16 protein-coding genes are annotated in these 17,744 nt (G+C 72.8%); 13 read left to right on the top strand and 3 right to left on the bottom strand.

The genetic code is table 11. The features are described from left to right. Positions 1 to 117 precede the first annotated feature (117 nt). Positions 118 to 786, bottom strand: coding sequence for a heme oxygenase (biliverdin-producing) (locus ACFVX9_RS34840; protein WP_063348257.1), 669 nt, complete (start codon positions 784 to 786; stop codon positions 118 to 120). A 215-nt stretch (positions 787 to 1,001) separates the two neighbouring features. Beyond that, complete coding sequence (locus ACFVX9_RS34835; RefSeq protein ID WP_063348256.1) at positions 1,002 to 1,493, bottom strand: inorganic diphosphatase; 492 nt, start codon at positions 1,491 to 1,493, stop codon at positions 1,002 to 1,004. A gap of 76 nt (positions 1,494 to 1,569) precedes the next feature. Between ACFVX9_RS34835 and dacB the strand changes: the two genes are divergently transcribed. The 6 genes from dacB to folE all read left to right on the top strand — a co-directional run bounded on the left by dacB (position 1,570) and on the right by folE (position 9,500). Continuing rightward, positions 1,570 to 3,201, top strand: coding sequence for a D-alanyl-D-alanine carboxypeptidase/D-alanyl-D-alanine-endopeptidase (dacB, locus tag ACFVX9_RS34830; protein ID WP_387985734.1), 1,632 nt, complete (start codon positions 1,570 to 1,572; stop codon positions 3,199 to 3,201). 98 nt (positions 3,202 to 3,299) lie between these two features. Beyond that, positions 3,300 to 4,475, top strand: a complete 1,176-nt coding sequence (locus tag ACFVX9_RS34825) for a zinc-dependent metalloprotease (protein ID WP_380482417.1) — start codon at positions 3,300 to 3,302, stop codon at positions 4,473 to 4,475. Positions 4,476 to 4,754: 279 nt separating this feature from the next. Continuing rightward, positions 4,755 to 5,882, top strand: a complete 1,128-nt coding sequence (gene tilS / locus ACFVX9_RS34820; RefSeq protein WP_363376734.1) for a tRNA lysidine(34) synthetase TilS — start codon at positions 4,755 to 4,757, stop codon at positions 5,880 to 5,882. A gap of 70 nt (positions 5,883 to 5,952) precedes the next feature. After that, entirely contained in the window at positions 5,953 to 6,507 is a 555-nt protein-coding gene (gene hpt / locus ACFVX9_RS34815) for a hypoxanthine phosphoribosyltransferase (protein WP_063348252.1), read from the top strand. Positions 6,508 to 6,735: 228 nt separating this feature from the next. Beyond that, positions 6,736 to 8,790 carry an ATP-dependent zinc metalloprotease FtsH gene (gene ftsH, locus ACFVX9_RS34810; RefSeq protein ID WP_063348251.1) on the top strand — a complete coding sequence of 685 codons (2,055 nt, stop codon included), beginning with the start codon at positions 6,736 to 6,738 and terminating at the stop codon, positions 8,788 to 8,790. Between the two features lie 104 nt (positions 8,791 to 8,894). Then, entirely contained in the window at positions 8,895 to 9,500 is a 606-nt protein-coding gene (gene folE, locus ACFVX9_RS34805; protein ID WP_063348250.1) for a GTP cyclohydrolase I FolE, read from the top strand. A gap of 62 nt (positions 9,501 to 9,562) precedes the next feature. On the opposite strand, the gene ACFVX9_RS34800 is transcribed toward folE, so the two are convergent. Beyond that, positions 9,563 to 10,717 (bottom strand): alpha/beta hydrolase, encoded by a 1,155-nt coding sequence (locus ACFVX9_RS34800; RefSeq protein WP_380378140.1) that lies wholly within the window; start codon positions 10,715 to 10,717, stop codon positions 9,563 to 9,565. A gap of 376 nt (positions 10,718 to 11,093) precedes the next feature. Here ACFVX9_RS34800 and ACFVX9_RS34795 point away from each other — a divergent pair, with 376 nt between their 5' ends. From ACFVX9_RS34795 to ACFVX9_RS34765, 7 genes are all read left to right on the top strand, one after another. Beyond that, positions 11,094 to 12,932 (top strand): phosphatidylglycerol lysyltransferase domain-containing protein, encoded by a 1,839-nt coding sequence (locus tag ACFVX9_RS34795; protein WP_380482419.1) that lies wholly within the window; start codon positions 11,094 to 11,096, stop codon positions 12,930 to 12,932. Between the two features lie 68 nt (positions 12,933 to 13,000). Continuing rightward, positions 13,001 to 13,888, top strand: coding sequence for a dihydropteroate synthase (gene folP / locus ACFVX9_RS34790; protein WP_063348247.1), 888 nt, complete (start codon positions 13,001 to 13,003; stop codon positions 13,886 to 13,888). Then, complete coding sequence (locus ACFVX9_RS34785) at positions 13,885 to 14,382, top strand: nuclear transport factor 2 family protein (RefSeq protein ID WP_063348246.1); 498 nt, start codon at positions 13,885 to 13,887, stop codon at positions 14,380 to 14,382. Before folP ends, ACFVX9_RS34785 begins: the two co-directional genes overlap by 4 nt. A 247-nt stretch (positions 14,383 to 14,629) precedes the next feature. After that, the gene (gene folB / locus ACFVX9_RS34780; RefSeq protein ID WP_063351209.1) at positions 14,630 to 14,989 is read left to right on the top strand and encodes a dihydroneopterin aldolase; all 360 of its coding nucleotides are present in this window, start codon (positions 14,630 to 14,632) and stop codon (positions 14,987 to 14,989) included. Positions 14,990 to 15,029: 40 nt separating this feature from the next. After that, positions 15,030 to 15,629: a 2-amino-4-hydroxy-6-hydroxymethyldihydropteridine diphosphokinase gene (folK, locus tag ACFVX9_RS34775; protein WP_063348245.1), complete on the top strand. Its 600-nt coding sequence runs from the start codon at positions 15,030 to 15,032 to the stop codon at positions 15,627 to 15,629. Positions 15,630 to 15,817: 188 nt separating this feature from the next. Then, positions 15,818 to 16,306, top strand: coding sequence for a DUF3180 domain-containing protein (locus tag ACFVX9_RS34770; RefSeq protein ID WP_063348244.1), 489 nt, complete (start codon positions 15,818 to 15,820; stop codon positions 16,304 to 16,306). Positions 16,307 to 16,428: 122 nt separating this feature from the next. Beyond that, entirely contained in the window at positions 16,429 to 17,652 is a 1,224-nt protein-coding gene (locus ACFVX9_RS34765) for a hypothetical protein (protein ID WP_387985726.1), read from the top strand. The last annotated feature ends 92 nt before the right edge of the window (positions 17,653 to 17,744 follow it).

The following is a 17,744-nucleotide window of genomic DNA, read 5'->3' as shown; positions in this document are numbered from 1 at the left end:
CCTGGGGCGGCACACGCTCTGGAAACACCCCCGGAAAACGCGACGCCCCCGGAAAAAAACCCCCCCCCGGGGCCGGCCCGTTGGCGCACCCGGGCGGGTGCGTCTTACGGGAAACGTTCAGGCGCTCAGCGGGTAGCGCGCGTCCAGGTCCCGGAAGACCGCGCCGTTGAGCACGAAGGCCCGCTTGCACTCCTCGACCACCCGGCGCCGCTCCACCTCGTCCATCGCCAGCCCGGCCGCGTCCAGCCGGGCCCGGTAGTCGCGCTTGAAGGCGGCCGGGTTGTCGACCTCCTCGAAGACGTAGAACCGCACGCCGTCGCCCTTGCGCTCGAAGCCCCAGGTCTTCTCGGCGATGCCGCGGATGATCTGACCGCCGGACAGGTCGCCCAGGTAGCGGGTGTAGTGGTGCGCGATGTACCCGGCCGGCCACGTCTCGGCCAGTTCCTCCACCCGCGCGACGTACGCGGCGGTGGCGGGCAGCGGCGCCAGGCCGTCCTGCCAGTCCGGCCCGCGCAGGTGCGCCAGGTCGCGCTCGATGGCGGCGGTGCGCAGCAGCGCCCGGTCGATGAAGGGCCCGGCGAGCGGGTGCTCCGCCAGGTGTCCGGCGCGGCTCTCCAGGGCCCGGTAGACGTACCAGAGCTGGCCGGTGAGGTCGGCGTAGGCCTCGATGCCGAGCCGTCCGCCCAGCAGGTGGCTCATGAACGAGGACTGTTCCGCGGCCTCGTGCTCCTCGCTGCTGGCGGTGCGGAGCGCGGTGGAGAACGGGACGGGCTCGGGCGTGGGCATGCGGCCTCCAGGATCGGATTCGGCCCCGACTGTTTTGGTTAGCCTAACCTAACAAGCCGTCTTGCCGACAGGCTGTCGGCAAGACGGCCGCTCCCGGCCCCGGACACGGCGAAGGCCGGGGCCCGCGGACGAATCCGCGAACCCCGGCCTCCGGCTGCCCCGACCTACCTCGAACTGCTCAGAACGATCTGATCGAACGAGATCGGAACGACGGCTCAGTGACCGCCCTGCTCCGCCAGACGCTTGATCGAAGCGGTGACCTCGGCCTCGGCCTCGGCGCGGCCGACCCAGTTGGCGCCCTCGACGGACTTGCCGGGCTCCAGGTCCTTGTAGACCTCGAAGAAGTGCTGGATCTCCAGGCGGTCGAACTCCGACACGTGGTGGATGTCCCGCAGGTGCTCCCAGCGCGGGTCGGTGGCCGGAACGCACAGCAGCTTGTCGTCGCCGCCGGCCTCGTCGGTCATCTGGAACATGCCGATGGCGCGGCACTTGATGAGGCAACCCGGGAAGGTCGGCTCGTCCAGGATCACCAGCGCGTCCAGCGGGTCGCCGTCCTCGCCGAGCGTGCCCTCCACGTAGCCGTAGTCGGCCGGGTAGCGGGTCGAGGTGAAGAGCATCCGGTCGAGCCGCAGCCGGCCGCTCTCGTGGTCGACCTCGTACTTGTTACGAGAGCCCTTCGGGATTTCGATAAGGACGTCGAATTCCAACGGTTCCTCCAAGGTAGGGACTGACAGAATCCAAGTGTCTCCTACGGGAGTGAGTGCTCGGGAAAGGGGCCGGTCGGTGGGAACAGGGGTCGGGGCGGCGCGCCGCCGCAGGGGGACGGCCGCCGGACTGTTCGGAGCGGCCCTGCTGGTCGCCGGAACGGTCCTGACCTCGGGCGGAGCGTACGCGCAGCCCTCCCCGGGCCCCGGCGGCCACAGCACCGAGCACGGCGAGGGCGACGGCCGCGACGGTGGGAAGGGCGGTCGGGGGAGGGGCGACGGCAAGCCCGGACCGGGCGACACCCCGGCCACCCGCCCGGCCGAACAGCCCACCGCCCCCGGCACCGCCGCCGGCTCCACGCCTGCCGGCACCGGCTCCACGGGCCCCACCGGCTCCACCCCCGCCCCGGGTGGCGGCGCCCGCCCGGCCCCCGCCCCCGGCGCCGTCCTGGCCACCGTCGAGGCAGGCGGCTCCGCCGCCGCACCCACCGCCCAGGGCCTCCAGCAGGCGCTCGCCGCCGCCGTCGCCGACAAGAGCCTCGGCACCGTCACCTTCGCCGTCGCGGACGCCGCCGGCGGTCAACTCCTGTACGGCTCCGGCGAGAACACCCCGGGCACCCCCGCCTCCACCACCAAGCTGGCCACCGCGATCGCGGCCCTGTCGCTGATCCCCGGCGACACCCGGCTGACCACCCGGGTGGTCCGGGGCGCGGACCCCGGCACGATCACCCTGGTCGGCGGCGGCGACCCGACGCTCACCGCGCTGCCCGCCGACCAGGTCCAGATCGGTGGTCAGGCGGCCGATGCCGACACCGCCCCCGCCTCGCTCGACGCCCTGGCCCGGCAGACCGCCGCCGCCCTCAAGGCCGCCGGCACCACCACCGTCAAGCTCGACTACGACCTGTCGATGTACGCGGGCAACCCGCAGCACAAGAACCACGACGCGCAGAACATCGCCCTGGTCGTCCCGCTGATGGCCGACGAGGGCAGGGTGGACCCCAAGAGCCGTGACGAGGCGCCGGCCCGGGTCGCCGACCCGGCCGGGAAGGCCGCCGAGAGCTTCGCCGCCCTGCTCAAGGCCCAGGGCGTCACCGTCGAGGGCACGGCCAAGCCCGCCGCCGCCCCGGCCGCCCCCGCCGCCACCGTCCTCGGCCGGGTGGACTCGCCGACCGTCGCCCGGCTGGTCGAGCGCATGCTCACCACCTCCGACAACCAGCTCGCCGAGGCGATGGCCCGTCAGGCGGCCCTCGCCGCAGGCCAGCCGGCCGACTTCGAGGGCGCCGCCACCGCCGTCACCCGGGAACTCGCCAAGCTCGGCGTGCCGATGACGGGCGTGTCCCTGAACGACGGCAGCGGACTGCACCCGGGCAACGCCGTCCCGCCGGCCGTCCTCGTCCAACTCCTCGCCCTGGCCGCCTCCGACCAGCACCCGGCCCTGCGCCCGGTCCTCACCGGCCTGCCCATCGCCGGCTTCACCGGCACCCTCGGCAAGCGCTACGGGAGCGGTTCGGGGGCCGCCGCCGCGGCCGGCCTGATCCGCGCCAAGACCGGCACCCTCAGCGGCGTCAACACCCTCGCCGGCACCGTCGTCGACGCCGACGGCCGCCTTCTCGCCTTCGCCGTCATGACCCGCACCACGGCCCCCGCCGACACCGCCCGCGCCGCCATGGACCGCATCGCCGCCCGCCTCGCCACCTGCGGCTGCCGCTGACCCGCCCGCGCCCCCGCCCCGGGCCCCGCCGGGGGCGGGGTGAGGGTGTTCGTCGCGGGTGGCTGCCGCTGGTGGGTGGGAGCACGTACGGTGAGGGCATGACGAGCGCGAGTGGCGGTGCTGGCATGGTCGACTGGAATCTCGCGGTCGCAACCGCGACCAGGTTGGTGCGGCCGGGGCCGGAGGTGAGTCGGGCGGAGGCGGCGGCCGTGGTCGCCGAACTGCGCCGGCACGCGCTGGAGGCCGAGGAGCACGTCCGGGCGTTCACGGGGATGCGGTCGAGCAGTCTGACGGCGGCCACCGCGACGCCGGTCCTGGTGGTGGACCGCCCGGGCTGGGTGCGGGCGAACGTGGCCGGCTTCCGTACGGTGGTCCAGCCGCTGGTGGAGAAGCTCCAGGCGCGCCGGGCGAGCAGTCCGACGGCGGGGGTGTTCGGCGCGGTGGGGGAGAAGGCCACCGGCATCGAGGTGGGCGCGCTGCTGGCGTTCCTGGCCGGGAAGGTGCTCGGCCAGTACGAGACCTTCGCCCCGGCGGAGCCTTCGCTGGAGGCCCCGGACAGCCCGGCGGCGCTTTTCGACAAGCCGCGGCTGGGGCCGGAGGGCCCGGGGCCGGGTCGGCTGCTGCTGGTGGCGCCGAACATCGTGCACGTCGAGCGGGAGCTGGACGTCGACCCGTCCGACTTCCGGCTCTGGGTCTGCCTGCACGAGGAGACGCACCGGACGCAGTTCACCGCGGTGCCGTGGCTGCGCGACCACATCCAGTCCGAGGTGCAGTCCTTCCTGGCGGAGACGGACGTGGATCCGGGCGCCCTGCTGGACCGGCTGCGGGACGCGGCGGGTTCGCTCGGCGGCGGGCTGCCGGGTGTCGGGGGCCGGGAGGGCGTGCCGTCGGCGGGGCTGATGGAGGTCGTCCAGTCGCCGGCGCAGCGCGAGATCCTGGGCCGGCTGACGGCGGTGATGTCGCTGCTGGAGGGCCACGCGGACGTGGTGATGGACGGGGTCGGCCCGGCGGTGGTGCCGACGGTGGCGGAGATCCGGGAGAAGTTCCAGCAGCGCCGGGACCGCGGGGCGAACCGGCTCGACCTGCTGTTGCGCCGGCTGCTCGGCATGGACGCCAAGCTGCGCCAGTACCAGGACGGCGCGGTGTTCGTGCGCGGGGTGGTGGAGCGGGTCGGCATGGAGGGCTTCAACCGGGTCTGGACCTCCCCGAACACGCTGCCGACCAAGGAGGAGATCCACGATCCGGCCGCCTGGGTCGCCCGCGTCGCCCGCTGAGGCGGGCGCGGACGGGGCTCGGACCCCAAGCGCCGCGCGGTGGTCGGTGGTGGTCAAACCCGCTCGTACGAGTGGTCCAATCGGGCAGCCGGAGGGTGAAGATACGTTTCTCCATTCACCCGAACGTGGGACGGTGGTCGTACCGGTGGCGCGGGTGGCGTAGCGGGGTGCTCCTTTCTGCCACCATCTGTGAGCGCCCGGTAACAGGGCGCTCATGAAGCTGCGCGGCCCAGCCGCGCGAGCCGCCGTCCTGTCCCCTCCGTCGAGGAGTCGTCCGCCGTGGGTCCACACCCCGCAGTCGCAGCGATACGCCTGGCCGTCCGCCGCACGCTCACCGACCTCGCCGCCGAGGCCGGTACCACCTTCACCGCGCCCGTGCGCGAGCCCCGCGAGCGCCCGGCCGGGGCGCCCCTGGTGGGCGCCGCCGTCGGCACCACCCTGATCGGCAACGCCGCCCGGCACCCGTCCGGACTGCCCCGGACCCCGGCCGCCCCCGGCTCCCCGCTGGTGCTGGTCGCCGTCAGCGGCGGCGCCGACTCGATGGCGCTGGCCATCGCCGCCGCCTTCGAAGCCCCCAAGATCGGCCTGCGGGTCGGCGCCGTCACCGTGGACCACGGCCTGCAGCCCGGCTCCGCCGACCGGGCCGCCCAGGTGGCCGAACGGCTGCGCTCGCTCGGCCTGGACCCGGTCGAGGCGATCCCGGTGCGCGTCGGCCGGTCCGGCGGCCCGGAGGCCGCCGCCCGGGACGCCCGCTACGCGGCCCTGGACGCGGCCGCCGAACGGCTCGGCGCGGTCGCGGTGCTGCTCGGCCACACCCGGGACGACCAGGCCGAGACGGTGCTGCTGGGCCTGGCGCGCGGTTCGGGCTCCCGCTCGCTGGCCGGGATGCCGGCGCAGAAGGGCCGCTACCGCCGCCCGCTGCTGGAGCTGGACCGGGCGGCCACCCGGCAGGCCTGCTCCGCCCAGGCGATCCCGGTCTGGGACGACCCGCACAACTGTGATCCCGCCTACACCCGCTCCCGGGTCCGGCACGAGGTGCTGCCGGTGCTGGAGAAGCACCTGGGCGGCGGGGTGGTCGAGGCGCTGGCCCGCACCGCCCGGCTGTTCCGCGACGACGCGGACGCCCTCGACCAGTGGGCCTCCCTGGCCGAACGCGACCTCCGGACGGGTGAGGGCGCCCTGGACGCCGTGAAACTCGCCGAACTCCCGCCCGCGGTCCGCCGCCGGGTGCTGCGCCGGGCCGCGCTGCGGGCGGGCTGCCCGGCCGGGGACCTGTTCGCGCGGCACCTGGAGACGATCGACCTGCTGGTCACCGGATGGCGCGGCCAGGGGCCGCTGCACCTACCCGGGGGCGTCGAGGCCACCCGCAGGTGTGGCACGCTGGTCTTTCGGCGGCAGGGCGACTGACGGGCGGGCATGTCCCGGGGTAGTCGGCCGCCGGCCACACAGACCCCGAACGTTTGAGGACGTATCCCCGGTGGACCAGAACGACATGGGCGCTGACCTCGCGAAGGTGCTCATCAGCAAGGACGAGATCGACGCCAAGCTCCTGGAGCTGGCCGAGCGCATCGACCGGGACTACGCAGGCAAGGACCTGCTGATCGTCGGCGTCCTCAAGGGGGCTGTGATGGTCATGGCCGACCTGGCCCGGGCCCTGCACTCGCAGGTCACCATGGACTGGATGGCGGTGTCCTCCTACGGCATGGGCACCAAGTCCTCCGGCGTGGTCCGCATCCTGAAGGACCTGGACACCGACATCGCCGGCCGGGACGTCCTGATCGTCGAGGACATCATCGACTCCGGTCTGACCCTGTCCTGGCTGCTGGGCAACCTGAGCTCGCGCGGCCCGGCCTCGCTGGAGGTCTGCGCCCTGCTGCGCAAGCCGGACGCGGCCAAGGTCGAGATCGACGTGAAGTACGTCGGTTTCGACATTCCGAACGAGTTCGTGGTCGGCTACGGCCTGGACTACGCGGAGAAGCTGCGTAACCTGCCCTTCATCGGGACGCTCGCTCCGCACGTCTACGGGGGCTGAGGACTCCGTTCGGGCTACGGATGGGAACAGGAGCCGGTTCCCGCCCGTTGGACCGGGGGGACCAAGAACGACGGCCGTGTCGCTGCGCTCCCGCCATGCGCGGGTGTGACTGCGGTACGGTCCATTAAAACCGCTCTTCACATGAGCACCGACCAGGATGCGCCGGCGGCACCCAGCCCGCGGCGCCGTTGAGTGGCAGGAGGGACGGGGCGGCAACGCCCCGCATGGATGGACGTCAAGCGATACTTCCGTGCGCCGATCATGTGGATCGTGCTGGCCGTCCTCGCCGTCATCGTCTTGATGCAGGTCGTTTCGGATTCGAACGGCTACAAGACGGTGGACACCGGGCAGGTCGTCGCGGCGATCGACGCCAAGCAGGTCAAGTCGGCGCAGATCACCACTGGTGACTCGAACACCATCAAGATCCAGCTGAAGGACGGCGCCACGCTGTCCAACGCCGGTACCGGCAAGACGCCGTCCGGCAGCAAGTTCCAGGCCTCGTACATCGGCGACCAGGGTGTTGCGATCGCCGACAAGCTCCAGGCCCAGATCAACGACAACGACCAGAGCACGCTCGCCGAGGGCTACACCATCAGCCCCGAGAAGCAGAGCACCTTCGTCAGCCTGCTGCTGTCGATGCTCCCGATCGTCATCATCGTCCTGGTCTTCCTGTTCCTGATGAATCAGATGCAGGGCGGCGGCTCCCGGGTCATGCAGTTCGGCAAGTCCAAGGCCAAGCTGCTCACCAAGGACACCCCGAAGACGACCTTCGCGGACGTCGCGGGCGCCGACGAGGCGGTCGAGGAGCTCCACGAGATCAAGGAGTTCCTCCAGGAGCCGGCCAAGTTCCAGGCCGTCGGCGCCAAGATCCCCAAGGGTGTGCTGCTCTACGGCCCGCCCGGTACCGGCAAGACCCTGCTGGCGCGTGCCGTCGCGGGCGAGGCCGGGGTGCCGTTCTACTCGATCTCCGGCTCGGACTTCGTCGAGATGTTCGTGGGTGTCGGCGCCAGCCGCGTCCGCGACCTCTTCGAGCAGGCCAAGGCGAACGCCCCGGCGATCGTCTTCGTCGACGAGATCGACGCCGTCGGCCGGCACCGCGGTGCGGGTCTGGGCGGCGGTCACGACGAGCGCGAGCAGACCCTCAACCAGCTGCTGGTCGAGATGGACGGCTTCGACGTCAAGGGTGGCGTGATCCTGATCGCGGCCACCAACCGCCCCGACATCCTGGACCCGGCGCTGCTGCGCCCGGGCCGCTTCGACCGTCAGATCTCGGTCGAGCGCCCCGACCTCCAGGGCCGGCTGGACATCCTCAAGGTGCACCAGAAGGGCAAGCCGATCGCGCCCGACGTCGACCTCTCGGCCGTCGCCAAGCGCACCCCCGGCTTCACCGGCGCGGACCTGTCGAACGTCCTCAACGAGGCCGCTCTGCTGACGGCCCGTTCGGACAAGAAGCTGATCGACAACGGCATCCTGGACGAGGCGATCGACCGCGTCGTGGCCGGTCCGCAGAAGCGCACTCGGATCATGTCCGAGCGGGAGAAGAAGATCACCGCGTACCACGAGGGCGGCCACGCCCTGGTGGCGGCGGCGTGCCCCAACAGCGACCCGGTGCACAAGATCACGATCCTCTCGCGCGGCCGGGCCCTCGGCTACACCATGGTGCTGCCGGACGAGGACAAGTACTCCACCACCCGCAACGAGATGCTCGACCAGCTGGCCTACATGCTGGGCGGGCGCGCGGCGGAGGAGCTGGTCTTCCACGACCCGACCACCGGTGCGTCGAACGACATCGAGAAGGCCACCGCCACCGCCCGGGCCATGGTGACCCAGTACGGCATGACCGAGCGGCTCGGCGCCATCAAGTTCGGCTCGGACAACGCGGAGCCGTTCCTGGGCCGTGAGATGGGCCACCAGCGCGACTACTCGGAAGAGGTCGCCGGGCTGGTGGACGAAGAGGTCAAGAAGCTCATCGAGAACGCGCACAACGAGGCCTGGGAGATCCTGGTCGAGAACCGCGACGTGCTCGACAACCTGGTTCTGGAGCTCCTGGAGAAGGAGACCCTGAACAAGGAGCAGATCGCGGAGATCTTCGCCACGATCGTCCGGCGCCCGGCCCGGCCGGCCTGGACGGGCTCGTCCCGTCGCACGCCGTCCACCCGGCCTCCGGTGCAGTCCCCGAAGGAGCTGGCGCTCACCAACGGCGCCGCCGCGATCGACACCGCCCCGGTGGACATCGTGAAGCTCCCGCCGCTGCCGAGCGCGGAGCCGCCCGCCGAGGGCTGATCCCGCGCACCGTACGGAATGGATGCCGCGTCACCGGGGTTTGTACCCTGGAGACGCGGCATCCGTGCTGTTCAGCAAAGTCGTCCCAAGTAAGCGAGGCCCGCATGATCGACCCGGTGACGCTCGACGGTCCACCCACCGTCGGGACCTTCGACCAGAAGCGGGCCGAGAACGCCATCCGCGAGCTGTTGCTCGCCGTGGGTGAGGACCCGGACCGCGAGGGGCTGCTGGAGACCCCGGCCCGGGTCGCGCGCGCCTACAAGGAGATATTCGCGGGCCTCTGGCAGGAGCCCGAGGACGTCCTCACCACCACCTTCGACCTCGGGCACGACGAGATGGTGCTCGTGAAGGACATCGAGCTGACGTCCGTCTGCGAGCACCACCTGGTGCCGTTCCGCGGCGTGGCGCACGTCGGGTACATCCCGTCCGCCAGCGGCAAGATCACCGGCCTGTCCAAGCTGGCCCGGCTGGTCGACGTCTACGCCCGCCGCCCCCAGGTGCAGGAGCGGCTGACCAGCCAGGTGGCCGACGCGCTGATGCGGATCCTGGAGCCGCGCGGGGCGATCGTCGTGGTCGAGTGCGAGCACATGTGCATGTCGATGCGCGGCATCCGCAAGCCCGGCGCCAAGACCATCACCTCGTGCGTCCGCGGCCAGCTGCGCGACCCGGCGACCCGGGCCGAGGCGATGAGCCTCATCATCGGCCGATAGCGCAACGGCCGGCCGGTCCCTCGGACCGGCCGGCCGTCGCCTGCCCGCGCCACCTGCCCGCGTCAGCCGAGCCGCTCGCCGATCCACTCCAGCGAGGACGGCAGCTCACGGGTCCAGCTGTCGAAGTTGTGGCCGCCGTCGTCCAGGTAGAGCGAGTCGACCTTGAACTGCGGGTTGGCCGCGGCGACCTGCTGGGCGTGGCCGACGAACTGGAGGGTCTGCGCGAAGTCGCCCTCCTTGCGGGAGGAGACCACCAGCAGCGAGAGGGCGGGGGCCGGGAGGTTCGTCAGCCGCCAGTCGAGGTCGCTCTGCTGCGCCAGGACGGCGTCGCCGGCGAACAGGTCGCCGCCGGTGAACTGGTCCTCCTTGACCTTGTACTCGCTGTGCAGGCCCACCCCGCTGCCGTAGACGTTCGGGAAGCGCATCGCCAGCCGCAGCGCGCAGCTGCCCCCGGTCGAGTAGCCGAAGACGGACCAGGAGGCGGCCGAGCGGCCGGTCCGGTAGGCGGTGCGGAGCGCCTCCGGCAGGTCCTTGGTGAACCAGGTCTCGGCGCGCGGGCCGCCGGGGACGTCCACGCACTCGGTGTCGCGCGGTGGGGCGACCGTCGGGCGGGCCATGACCACGATGGTCGGCGGCATCTTGCCGGACTTCTGCAGCTCGCCCGCGGTGCGCAGGACGGGCAGCTCCTTGATCAGGTTGAGCGTGGTGCCGGGGAAGCCGGAGATGGCGACCAGGACGGGGAAGCGGACCAGGGCGAACTTCGGGTCGAAGTACTCGGGCGGCAGATAGACGAACAGCTGGTCGGACAGCCCGGTCTCCTTGCCGGTGACCCGGACCGATTCGACCTTGCCGGTCTCCTCGGGCGGGCCCTTGGGCAGGTCGGTGACGGTCTCCAGACCGCCCTCGGTGGTCGGCTGGACCGGCGTGTCCGAGGCCGAGGTGCCGCCCTTGTGGTTCTCGTTGCTGGTCAGCGCGAGCTTGGTGCTGCCGGGGCTGAGCAGGTCGTCCCACGAGGTGTAGAACCCGAAGGAGTTGTTCACCGCCAGCGCCAGCACGGCCACGACCGCGACTTGAGTGACGGTCAGCAGGCCGATCCGGCCGAGGACGGGCAGCGGGCGCTGGCGCGCCAGCCGCGGCCAGAGCCACAGGGTGGTGACGAGAGCCGCAGCGCCGAGTGCGAGCAGCGAGTTCACCAGTGCGTCGCTGGTCAGTTCCATGCAGTCGGCCTTCCGATGGGACACTGTCGGTGCACGCCTCATCGTCTGGCGGCCCGTCAGCTCCGGCCACCGCGACTAGGCTGTCCGGATGCCCGGGCGAGCTGGGAGGGCGGGGGGAGCCGCAGGCAACCGGCGCCCTAGAATGCGGCGTCCACCGTACGTACGGCGTACCGGAGGACCCTGCCGCGCCACGCGGCGGCAGGCCTTCGGCTCCGTCCCCGGCTCCACCGCAGCGCGCCCACGGCACCGGTTTACCGACCGTTTCCGGATCCTTGGTATGCGCATTGCCTGATGAAGGAAAAGGCATTGAAGGTCCATCACACGTGCTCCCCCGGAGTGACCGGACGGCGTCCCGCAGCCTCTACGCTGAGCTTCCATGAGCGTTCCCGTGTCCGTTGAGCCGAGCCCCGAGCAGCCGCGTCGTCGACGCGGCCTGCAGACGCTTCGCACCCAGGCGGCGGCCGTTCCGAGGGCCTGGCTGCCCCGCGCGGTCGGGTACGCCTGTCTGCTGATCGGCCTGGTCGACATCGCCAGCGCGGTGTTCCCCAAGCTCCGGCACTCCAAGATGCACACCTTCACCGGGCAGCTGCCCGGCGGCACCACCTCGCTGGCCGCGGTCGGGACGATGATGGTCGGCCTGCTGCTGGTGCTGCTCGCGCACGCGCTGCGCCGGCGCAAGCGGCGGGCCTGGCGGGCGGTGTGCGTGCTGCTGCCGGTCGGCGCCGCGCTGCACATCGTGCGCTGGCACCAGGTCGGCCCGGCCGTGGTCTCGCTGGCGGTCTTCGTGGTGATGCTGGTGCACCAGCGCGAGTTCTACGCCAAGGCCGACCCGCGCACCCGCTGGCGGGCGCTGGTCAACCTGATCGTGATGGGCGCCGTCAGCGTGCTGCTCGGCCTGCTGATCGTGAGCACCCGGACCAAGTACGAGATCGGCTACCCGGCCCTGCCCGAGCGCCTCCAGCACGTCGTGTACGGGCTGTTCGGCTTCGAGGGGCCGATCCGGTACAACAACGTCCGGATGTCCGACCTGGTCGCCTACCTGCTCGGCGGGCTGGGCCTGCTGACCGCCTTCACCACCGCCTACCTGGCGCTGCGCCCGGGCAAGCCCAAGCCGGAGCTGACCCCGGAGGACGAGGAGAAGGTCCGCGAGCTGCTCACCCGGCACGGCGAGCGCGACTCGCTCGGCTACTTCGCGCTGCGCCGCGACAAGAGCGTGCTGTTCTCGCCCACCGGCAAGGCCGCGATCTCCTACCGGGTGGTCTCCGGCGTGATGCTCGCCTCCGGCGACCCGGTCGGCGACGTCGAGGCCTGGCCGGGCGCGATCAAGGTGTTCATGGCCGAGGCCCGCGAGCACGCCTGGGTGCCGGCCGTGATGGGCTGCAGCGAGGTCGGCGGCGAGGTCTGGACCCGCGAGGCGGACCTGGACGCGCTGGAGCTGGGCGACGAGGCGATCGTCGACACCGCCACCTTCTCGCTCGCCGGCCGGGCCATGCGCAACGTCCGCCAGATGGTCAAGCGGATCGAGCGCAACGGCTACTCCTGCCAGGTGCGCCGGGTCCGCGACCTCAGCGTGGAGGAGAAGCACCGGATCGCCGACGCCGCCGCCCGCTGGCGCGGCACCGACACCGAGCGCGGCTTCTCGATGGCCCTCGGGCGCTTCGGCGACCCGCTGGACGACGACTGCGTGGTGGTCACCGCCCACAAGGCCCCGGAGGAGGGCGAGAGCGGCGACGACCTGAAGGCCGTGCTGCACTTCGTGCCCTGGGGGCCGGACGGCATCTCGCTGGAGCTGATGCGCCGCGACCGCGCGGCCGACCCGGGCCTGAACGAGCTGCTGATCGTCGCCGCCCTCCAGGCCGTGCCCGCGATGGGCGTGCGCCGGGTGTCGCTCAACTTCGCGATGTTCCGCTCGGCGCTGGCCCGCGGCGAGCGGATCGGCGCCGGCCCGGTGCTGCGGGCCTGGCGCGGACTGCTGGTGTTCCTCTCGCGCTGGTTCCAGATCGAATCGCTGTACAAGTTCAACGCCAAGTTCCAGCCCGAGTGGGAACCGCGCTTCCTGGTCTTCCCGAACACCCGGGACCTGCCGCGGATCGGCTTCGCCGCGATGCAGGCCGAGGCCTTCATCACCCTCGGCATGCCGCGCTTCGGCCGGCGGCGCCAGCGGGAGGGCCTGATGCCCACCCCGGGCGCCCGCGACGTCACCGAGGCCGCCTGAGGCACCGCCGCGACCAACGGGGCCCCCGCCGAGAATCCTCGGCGGGGGCCCCGTTCGATAATGGGCACATGAGCAACTCGCCGTCCTTCTCGCTGCCGGCCGGACTGCCGCGGCTCGACCGCTGCGCCGTGATGGGTGTGGTCAACGTCACGCCCGACTCCTTCTCGGACGGCGGCCTCTGGCACGACCCCGCCAAGGCGATCGCGCACGGGCTCGCCCTGCGCGCCCGCGGTGCGGACCTGGTGGACGTCGGGGGCGAGTCCACCCGGCCCGGCTCGCAGCGGGTGCCCGAGGAGGAGGAGCTGCGCCGGGTGCTGCCGGTGGTGCGCGAGCTCGTCGCGGCCGGGGTCGTGGTGTCGGTCGACACCATGCGGGCCTCCGTCGCCGAGCAGGCCGTGGCGGCCGGTGCCGCGCTCGTCAACGACGTCTCCGGCGGGCTCGCCGACCCGGCGATGGCACAGGTGGTCGCCGACACCGGCGCGCCCTTCGTGGTGATGCACTGGCGCGGCCAGTCCGCGGACATGGAGCGGCTGGCGGTCTACCGGGACGTGGTGGCGGACGTCGTCGCCGAGCTGGCCGTCCGGGTGGACGCGCTGCTGGCGGCCGGGGTCAAGGAGGACCAGCTGATCCTCGACCCGGGGCTCGGCTTCGCCAAGACCCCCGAGCACAACTGGGCGCTGCTCGGCCGGTTGGACGCGCTCACCGCGCTCGGCCGTCCCGTCCTCGTCGCCGCATCGCGCAAGCGGTTCCTGGGTACGCTGCTGGCCGACCCGCAATCCGGGGCGCTGCGCCCGGCCCGGGAGCGCGACGACGCGACCGCCGCGGTGTCGGTGCTGTCGGCCCAGGCCGGCGCCTGGGCGGTGCGGGTGCACGACGTGTCCGGCACGGCGGACGCCGTCCGGGTGGTCGCGGCCTGGCAGCACGCGGCCCGGCAAGGGGTGAGGGAGGGTCTGTGACAGGTGACGGCAGGCTGAGCGGCGGAACGGCCGGCCAGGCCCGCGAGGCGGACCTGGAGGCGGTGCTCGCGGCGAACCAGGCGCTCTACCAGGCACTGGAGGAGGGGGACCTGGAGGCGGTCGAGGACGCCTGGCTGGGCGCCGCGGACGCGGACGACAAGGGCGGCGTGGTGTGCGTGCACCCCGGCTGGCCGGTGCTGCGCGGGCGGGCGCAGGTGACCCGCTCGTACATGCTGATCATGATGAACACGGAGTACATCCAGTTCTTCCTGACCGATGTCGAGGCCGAGGTCCACGGAGATGTGGCCCTTGTCACGTGCACCGAGAACATCCTCTCCGGCGGCGAGGCGGAGGAGGAGGGGGAACTCGGTCCGCTGGTCGGCGGAAAGGTCGTATCCACGAATCTGTTCCGCCGTACCCCGGGCGGGTGGAAGCTCTGGTCGCACCACGGTTCACCCGTTCTGACCAGCGGCGACGACGAGGACGAGGACTGATTCGGGCGGCCTTCGGAAAACGCCGCCGGGAGGTCGCCCGGGAATTCCCGAGTGGTCACCGAACGTTCACGTCAATCGCCATTCCGGTGCGCGTGGCGACGGTTCGTGCCGGGTAGGACGGTCAGACGTTGTCAGCGCCCGCGGGTAGATTCGAAACGGAGTGGCGGGTGTGCTGCCCGCCTTCGCCCCGCCCGTCCATGCCATTCTCCGGGTGGGGCCCGTCCGACTGGGAGCAGTGATTCGTTTGCTGGACCGCGTCACCCTGCGGGGGCTGCGTGCCCGGGGCAACCACGGCGTCTTCGAGCGCGAGCGCATCGAGGGCCAGACCTTCGTGGTCGACCTCGTGCTGTACCTGGACACCCGCCCCGCCGCGTCCGGCGACGACCTCACCCGCACGGCGCACTACGGCCTCGTGGCCGAGGAGGTCACCGCGATCATCGCCGGGGAGCCGGTCGACCTGATCGAGACCCTGGCCCAGCGCATCGCCGACCAGTGCCTGAAGCACGAAGCGGTCGAGGAGGTCGAGGTGACCGTGCACAAGCCCGACGCCCCGATCACCGTGCCGTTCGACGACGTGACCGTGACCATTCACCGGGGCCGCGCATGACCGCCGCCGTGCGCCCCGTTCCAGTTGCAGAGGGATCTCGATGAGCACCAGCGACCCGACCGCCTCGCCGACCACGTTCGACCTGGAGAGCCGGGTGGACTCCGCCGACACCACACTGCACAGCCAGCACTGCGCGGTGATCGCACTCGGCAGCAACCTGGGCAACCGCCTGGACACCCTCCAGGGCGCCGTCGACGCGCTCGCCGACACCCCCGGGCTCAAGATCAAGGCCGTCTCCGCGGTCTACGAGACCGAGGCCGTCGGCGGCCCGGACGAACAGCCCAACTACTACAACGCGGTCGTCGTGCTGCGCACCTCGCTGCCGCCGCGCGACCTGCTGGAGCGCGGCAACGCGATCGAGGACGCCTTCGGGCGGGTCCGGACGGTGCACTGGGGTCCGCGGACCCTGGACGTCGACATCCTGGCCTACGAGGGCGTGCTCAGCGACGACCCGCAGCTGCTGCTGCCGCACCCGCGCTCGCACGAGCGGGCCTTCGTGCTCGCCCCCTGGCTGGACGCCCAGCCGGAGGCCGAGGTGCCCGGGCACGGGCAGGTCGGCGCACTGCTGGACGCGCTCGGCGGCCCGGGCGCGCAGGGCGTCCGGCGGCGGGACGACATCCGGCTGACGCTGCCGGAGTGACCGGCCGCGGCCCGGCGGCCCGGTGAGGGCGGCCGGGGAACTCGACCGGGGGGCCCGGCCGTACGAGTAGGTGTCCGCCGTTCGCGCGGGTGCCCGCCCGGTCGGGCCCGGTACGGTGGCCTGGCGCCGCCGTGCCGGGCCACCGGGCGACGGCCGGCTCTGGTAACCCCGGGAAGGACCTCCTCCGAGTGAAGCTGCTTCGCCTCCGCCTGCTGGTCGGCATCACCGCTGCTACCACGGCGCTGTCCTGGGCCGGTGCCAAGCTCTGGGCCTCCCTGGACACGCTGCCGGCCGTGCCGGTCGCGGCGCCGGTGGTGCTGGCGGCGGTGGCGGTGGTCCTGTTGGCGACCGCCCTCTCGTTGCGGTCCCGGCTGAAGGCGGTGCGCGAGCGGCAGCCCGGCGCGAAGGGCGTCGACCCGCTGCTGGCGGCCCGGGCGGTGGTGCTGGGGCAGGCCAGCGCGCTGGTCTCGGCGGTGGTCACCGGCGTCTACGCGGGCGCGGGGATCTTCCTGCTGGGCGAGCTGGACGTGTCGGCGCGCAAGGACCAGGCCGTCACGGCCGGGCTCGCGGTGCTGGCGGGGGCCGCGGTGATCGCGGCGGCGCTCTGGTTGCAGCACGTGTGCAAGCTGCCGGAGAACCACGACGATCCGAGCGGCCCGGCGCCCTCGCCCCGCTGAACAGGTCCTTTTTCGTGATCTTGAGTGAAACGCCGGGCACGTGCGGTAAAACTTGCGCACTGTCAAGGGTGGAAGAGGACCCTGGGCTGACACGGCCCCAATTCGCACGCTAGTTTCTTGGCATGTCTCGCGGACGCCACCGTCATTCCTCCGTCCTCGGCCGGATCTTCCCCCCCACCGCCGCCGGCGTGCTGCTCGTCGCTGCGCTGGCCGCCCTGCTCTTCAGTCAGGACGCCGTCCTGGTGCGTTCGGTGGGCGTCGCGGCGGTCGTCGCGACGCTCGGCTTCGCGCTGCTGCTGCGGCAGCGGGACAAGGCGGCCCGGGCGGCCGCCGAGATGGCCGCGGCGCAGCGGCTGCGGGCCGAGGAGCGGTTCGAGGAGCAGCTGGCGGAGGCCGAGTACGCGGCTGAGGTCGCCGAGGAGCGGGCCACCCGGTTCGGGCGGCGGCTGACGGCGGAGAAGTCGCGGCTGGCGAAGGCCGAGACCGAGATCGCCCGGCTGCTGCGGGAGCGGGCCGTGGCGGTGGCCGAGCAGGCGCTCAAGGAGGCCGAGGCGGCCCAGCGGGCGCTCGCCGCGAGCCGCCCCAAGTACCCGGCCAGCCCGGCCGCGTTCGTCCGTGCCGCGTCCGTGCTGCGGGTGCTGGAGCGGCGGGCGGCGGAGCAGGAGGCGCGGCGGGAGCGGACGGCGGGCTCGGCGGTCGCGCTGCGGGCGCGTACGGTGCCGGCCGCTGCGGCCCAGGCGCCCGTGCCCGTGGCTGCCGTGGTGGCGCCCTCGGTGCCGGCGCCGGTGGCCCCTGCGGTGCCGACTCCGGAGCAGGCTCCGGTGGCACAGGCACAGGCACAGGCACAGGCACAGGCACAGGCACAGGCACAGGACCAGACCCAGGCGTCGGTGCGGCCCGCGCCGGTGCGCCCGGCGCTGACCGCCACGGTCGGGCAGCTCGGCGGGACGCCGTCCGCTCCGGTCGCGACGCCCGCGCCGGTGGAGCGGCAGCGGCCGCGGTCGGCGCAGTCCGGGGCGGTGCGCGGGCCGGGCTTCAGCTTCTTCGGCCGTGGTGCGGGCGCGGCCGTGCGGGTGGCGGCCCCGGCGCCGGCGGTGGGCAGCGTCGCCGAACTGGGCGAGCGCACGGACCTGGCCGACGTGGTGGGCGACGAGGCGGTGGCCGCGCAGGCGAAGGCCGAGGCGCAGGAGGCCCAGGAGGCTCGCGAGGTGCAGGAGGCCGCGGCCGGCTCGCAGTCGTCGCAGCCGGCGGCCGAGCCTGCGCCGGGCGCGCCCGCGGTGGTGGACCTGACCCCGGAGGACGAGACCGAGCTGATCCAGCTGCCGGAGCTGCGCGCCTCGCGCTAGGGCCGGACAGGACCTGAGTCAGGTCCGGATACGCGAAAGCGGGGGGGGGGGTCGGGAGGGGCTGGGAGACGCAGCGCGTTTCTTTCCTGCGG

The organism is Kitasatospora sp. NPDC058243 (assembly GCF_042882025.1).
Classification (GTDB): Bacteria; Actinomycetota; Actinomycetes; order Streptomycetales; family Streptomycetaceae; genus Kitasatospora.
The sequence above is the reverse complement of the archived record's forward strand: the minus strand, read 5'-3'. Positions and strand labels throughout refer to the sequence as shown.

Excerpts from the sequence above, each read along its gene's own strand:
- ACFVX9_RS34840 (WP_063348257.1), bottom strand. The coding sequence starts at position 786 with ATGCCCACGCCCGAGCCCGTCCCGTTCTCCACCGCGCTCCGCACCGCC.
- ACFVX9_RS34825 (WP_380482417.1), top strand. The coding sequence starts at position 3,300 with ATGACGAGCGCGAGTGGCGGTGCTGGCATGGTCGACTGGAATCTCGCG.
- ftsH (WP_063348251.1), top strand. The coding sequence starts at position 6,736 with ATGGACGTCAAGCGATACTTCCGTGCGCCGATCATGTGGATCGTGCTG.
- folE (WP_063348250.1), top strand. The coding sequence starts at position 8,895 with ATGATCGACCCGGTGACGCTCGACGGTCCACCCACCGTCGGGACCTTC.
- ACFVX9_RS34800 (WP_380378140.1), bottom strand. The coding sequence starts at position 10,717 with ATGGAACTGACCAGCGACGCACTGGTGAACTCGCTGCTCGCACTCGGC.
- ACFVX9_RS34795 (WP_380482419.1), top strand. The coding sequence starts at position 11,094 with ATGAGCGTTCCCGTGTCCGTTGAGCCGAGCCCCGAGCAGCCGCGTCGT.
- folP (WP_063348247.1), top strand. The coding sequence starts at position 13,001 with ATGAGCAACTCGCCGTCCTTCTCGCTGCCGGCCGGACTGCCGCGGCTC.
- folK (WP_063348245.1), top strand. The coding sequence starts at position 15,030 with ATGAGCACCAGCGACCCGACCGCCTCGCCGACCACGTTCGACCTGGAG.
- ACFVX9_RS34765 (WP_387985726.1), top strand. The coding sequence starts at position 16,429 with ATGTCTCGCGGACGCCACCGTCATTCCTCCGTCCTCGGCCGGATCTTC.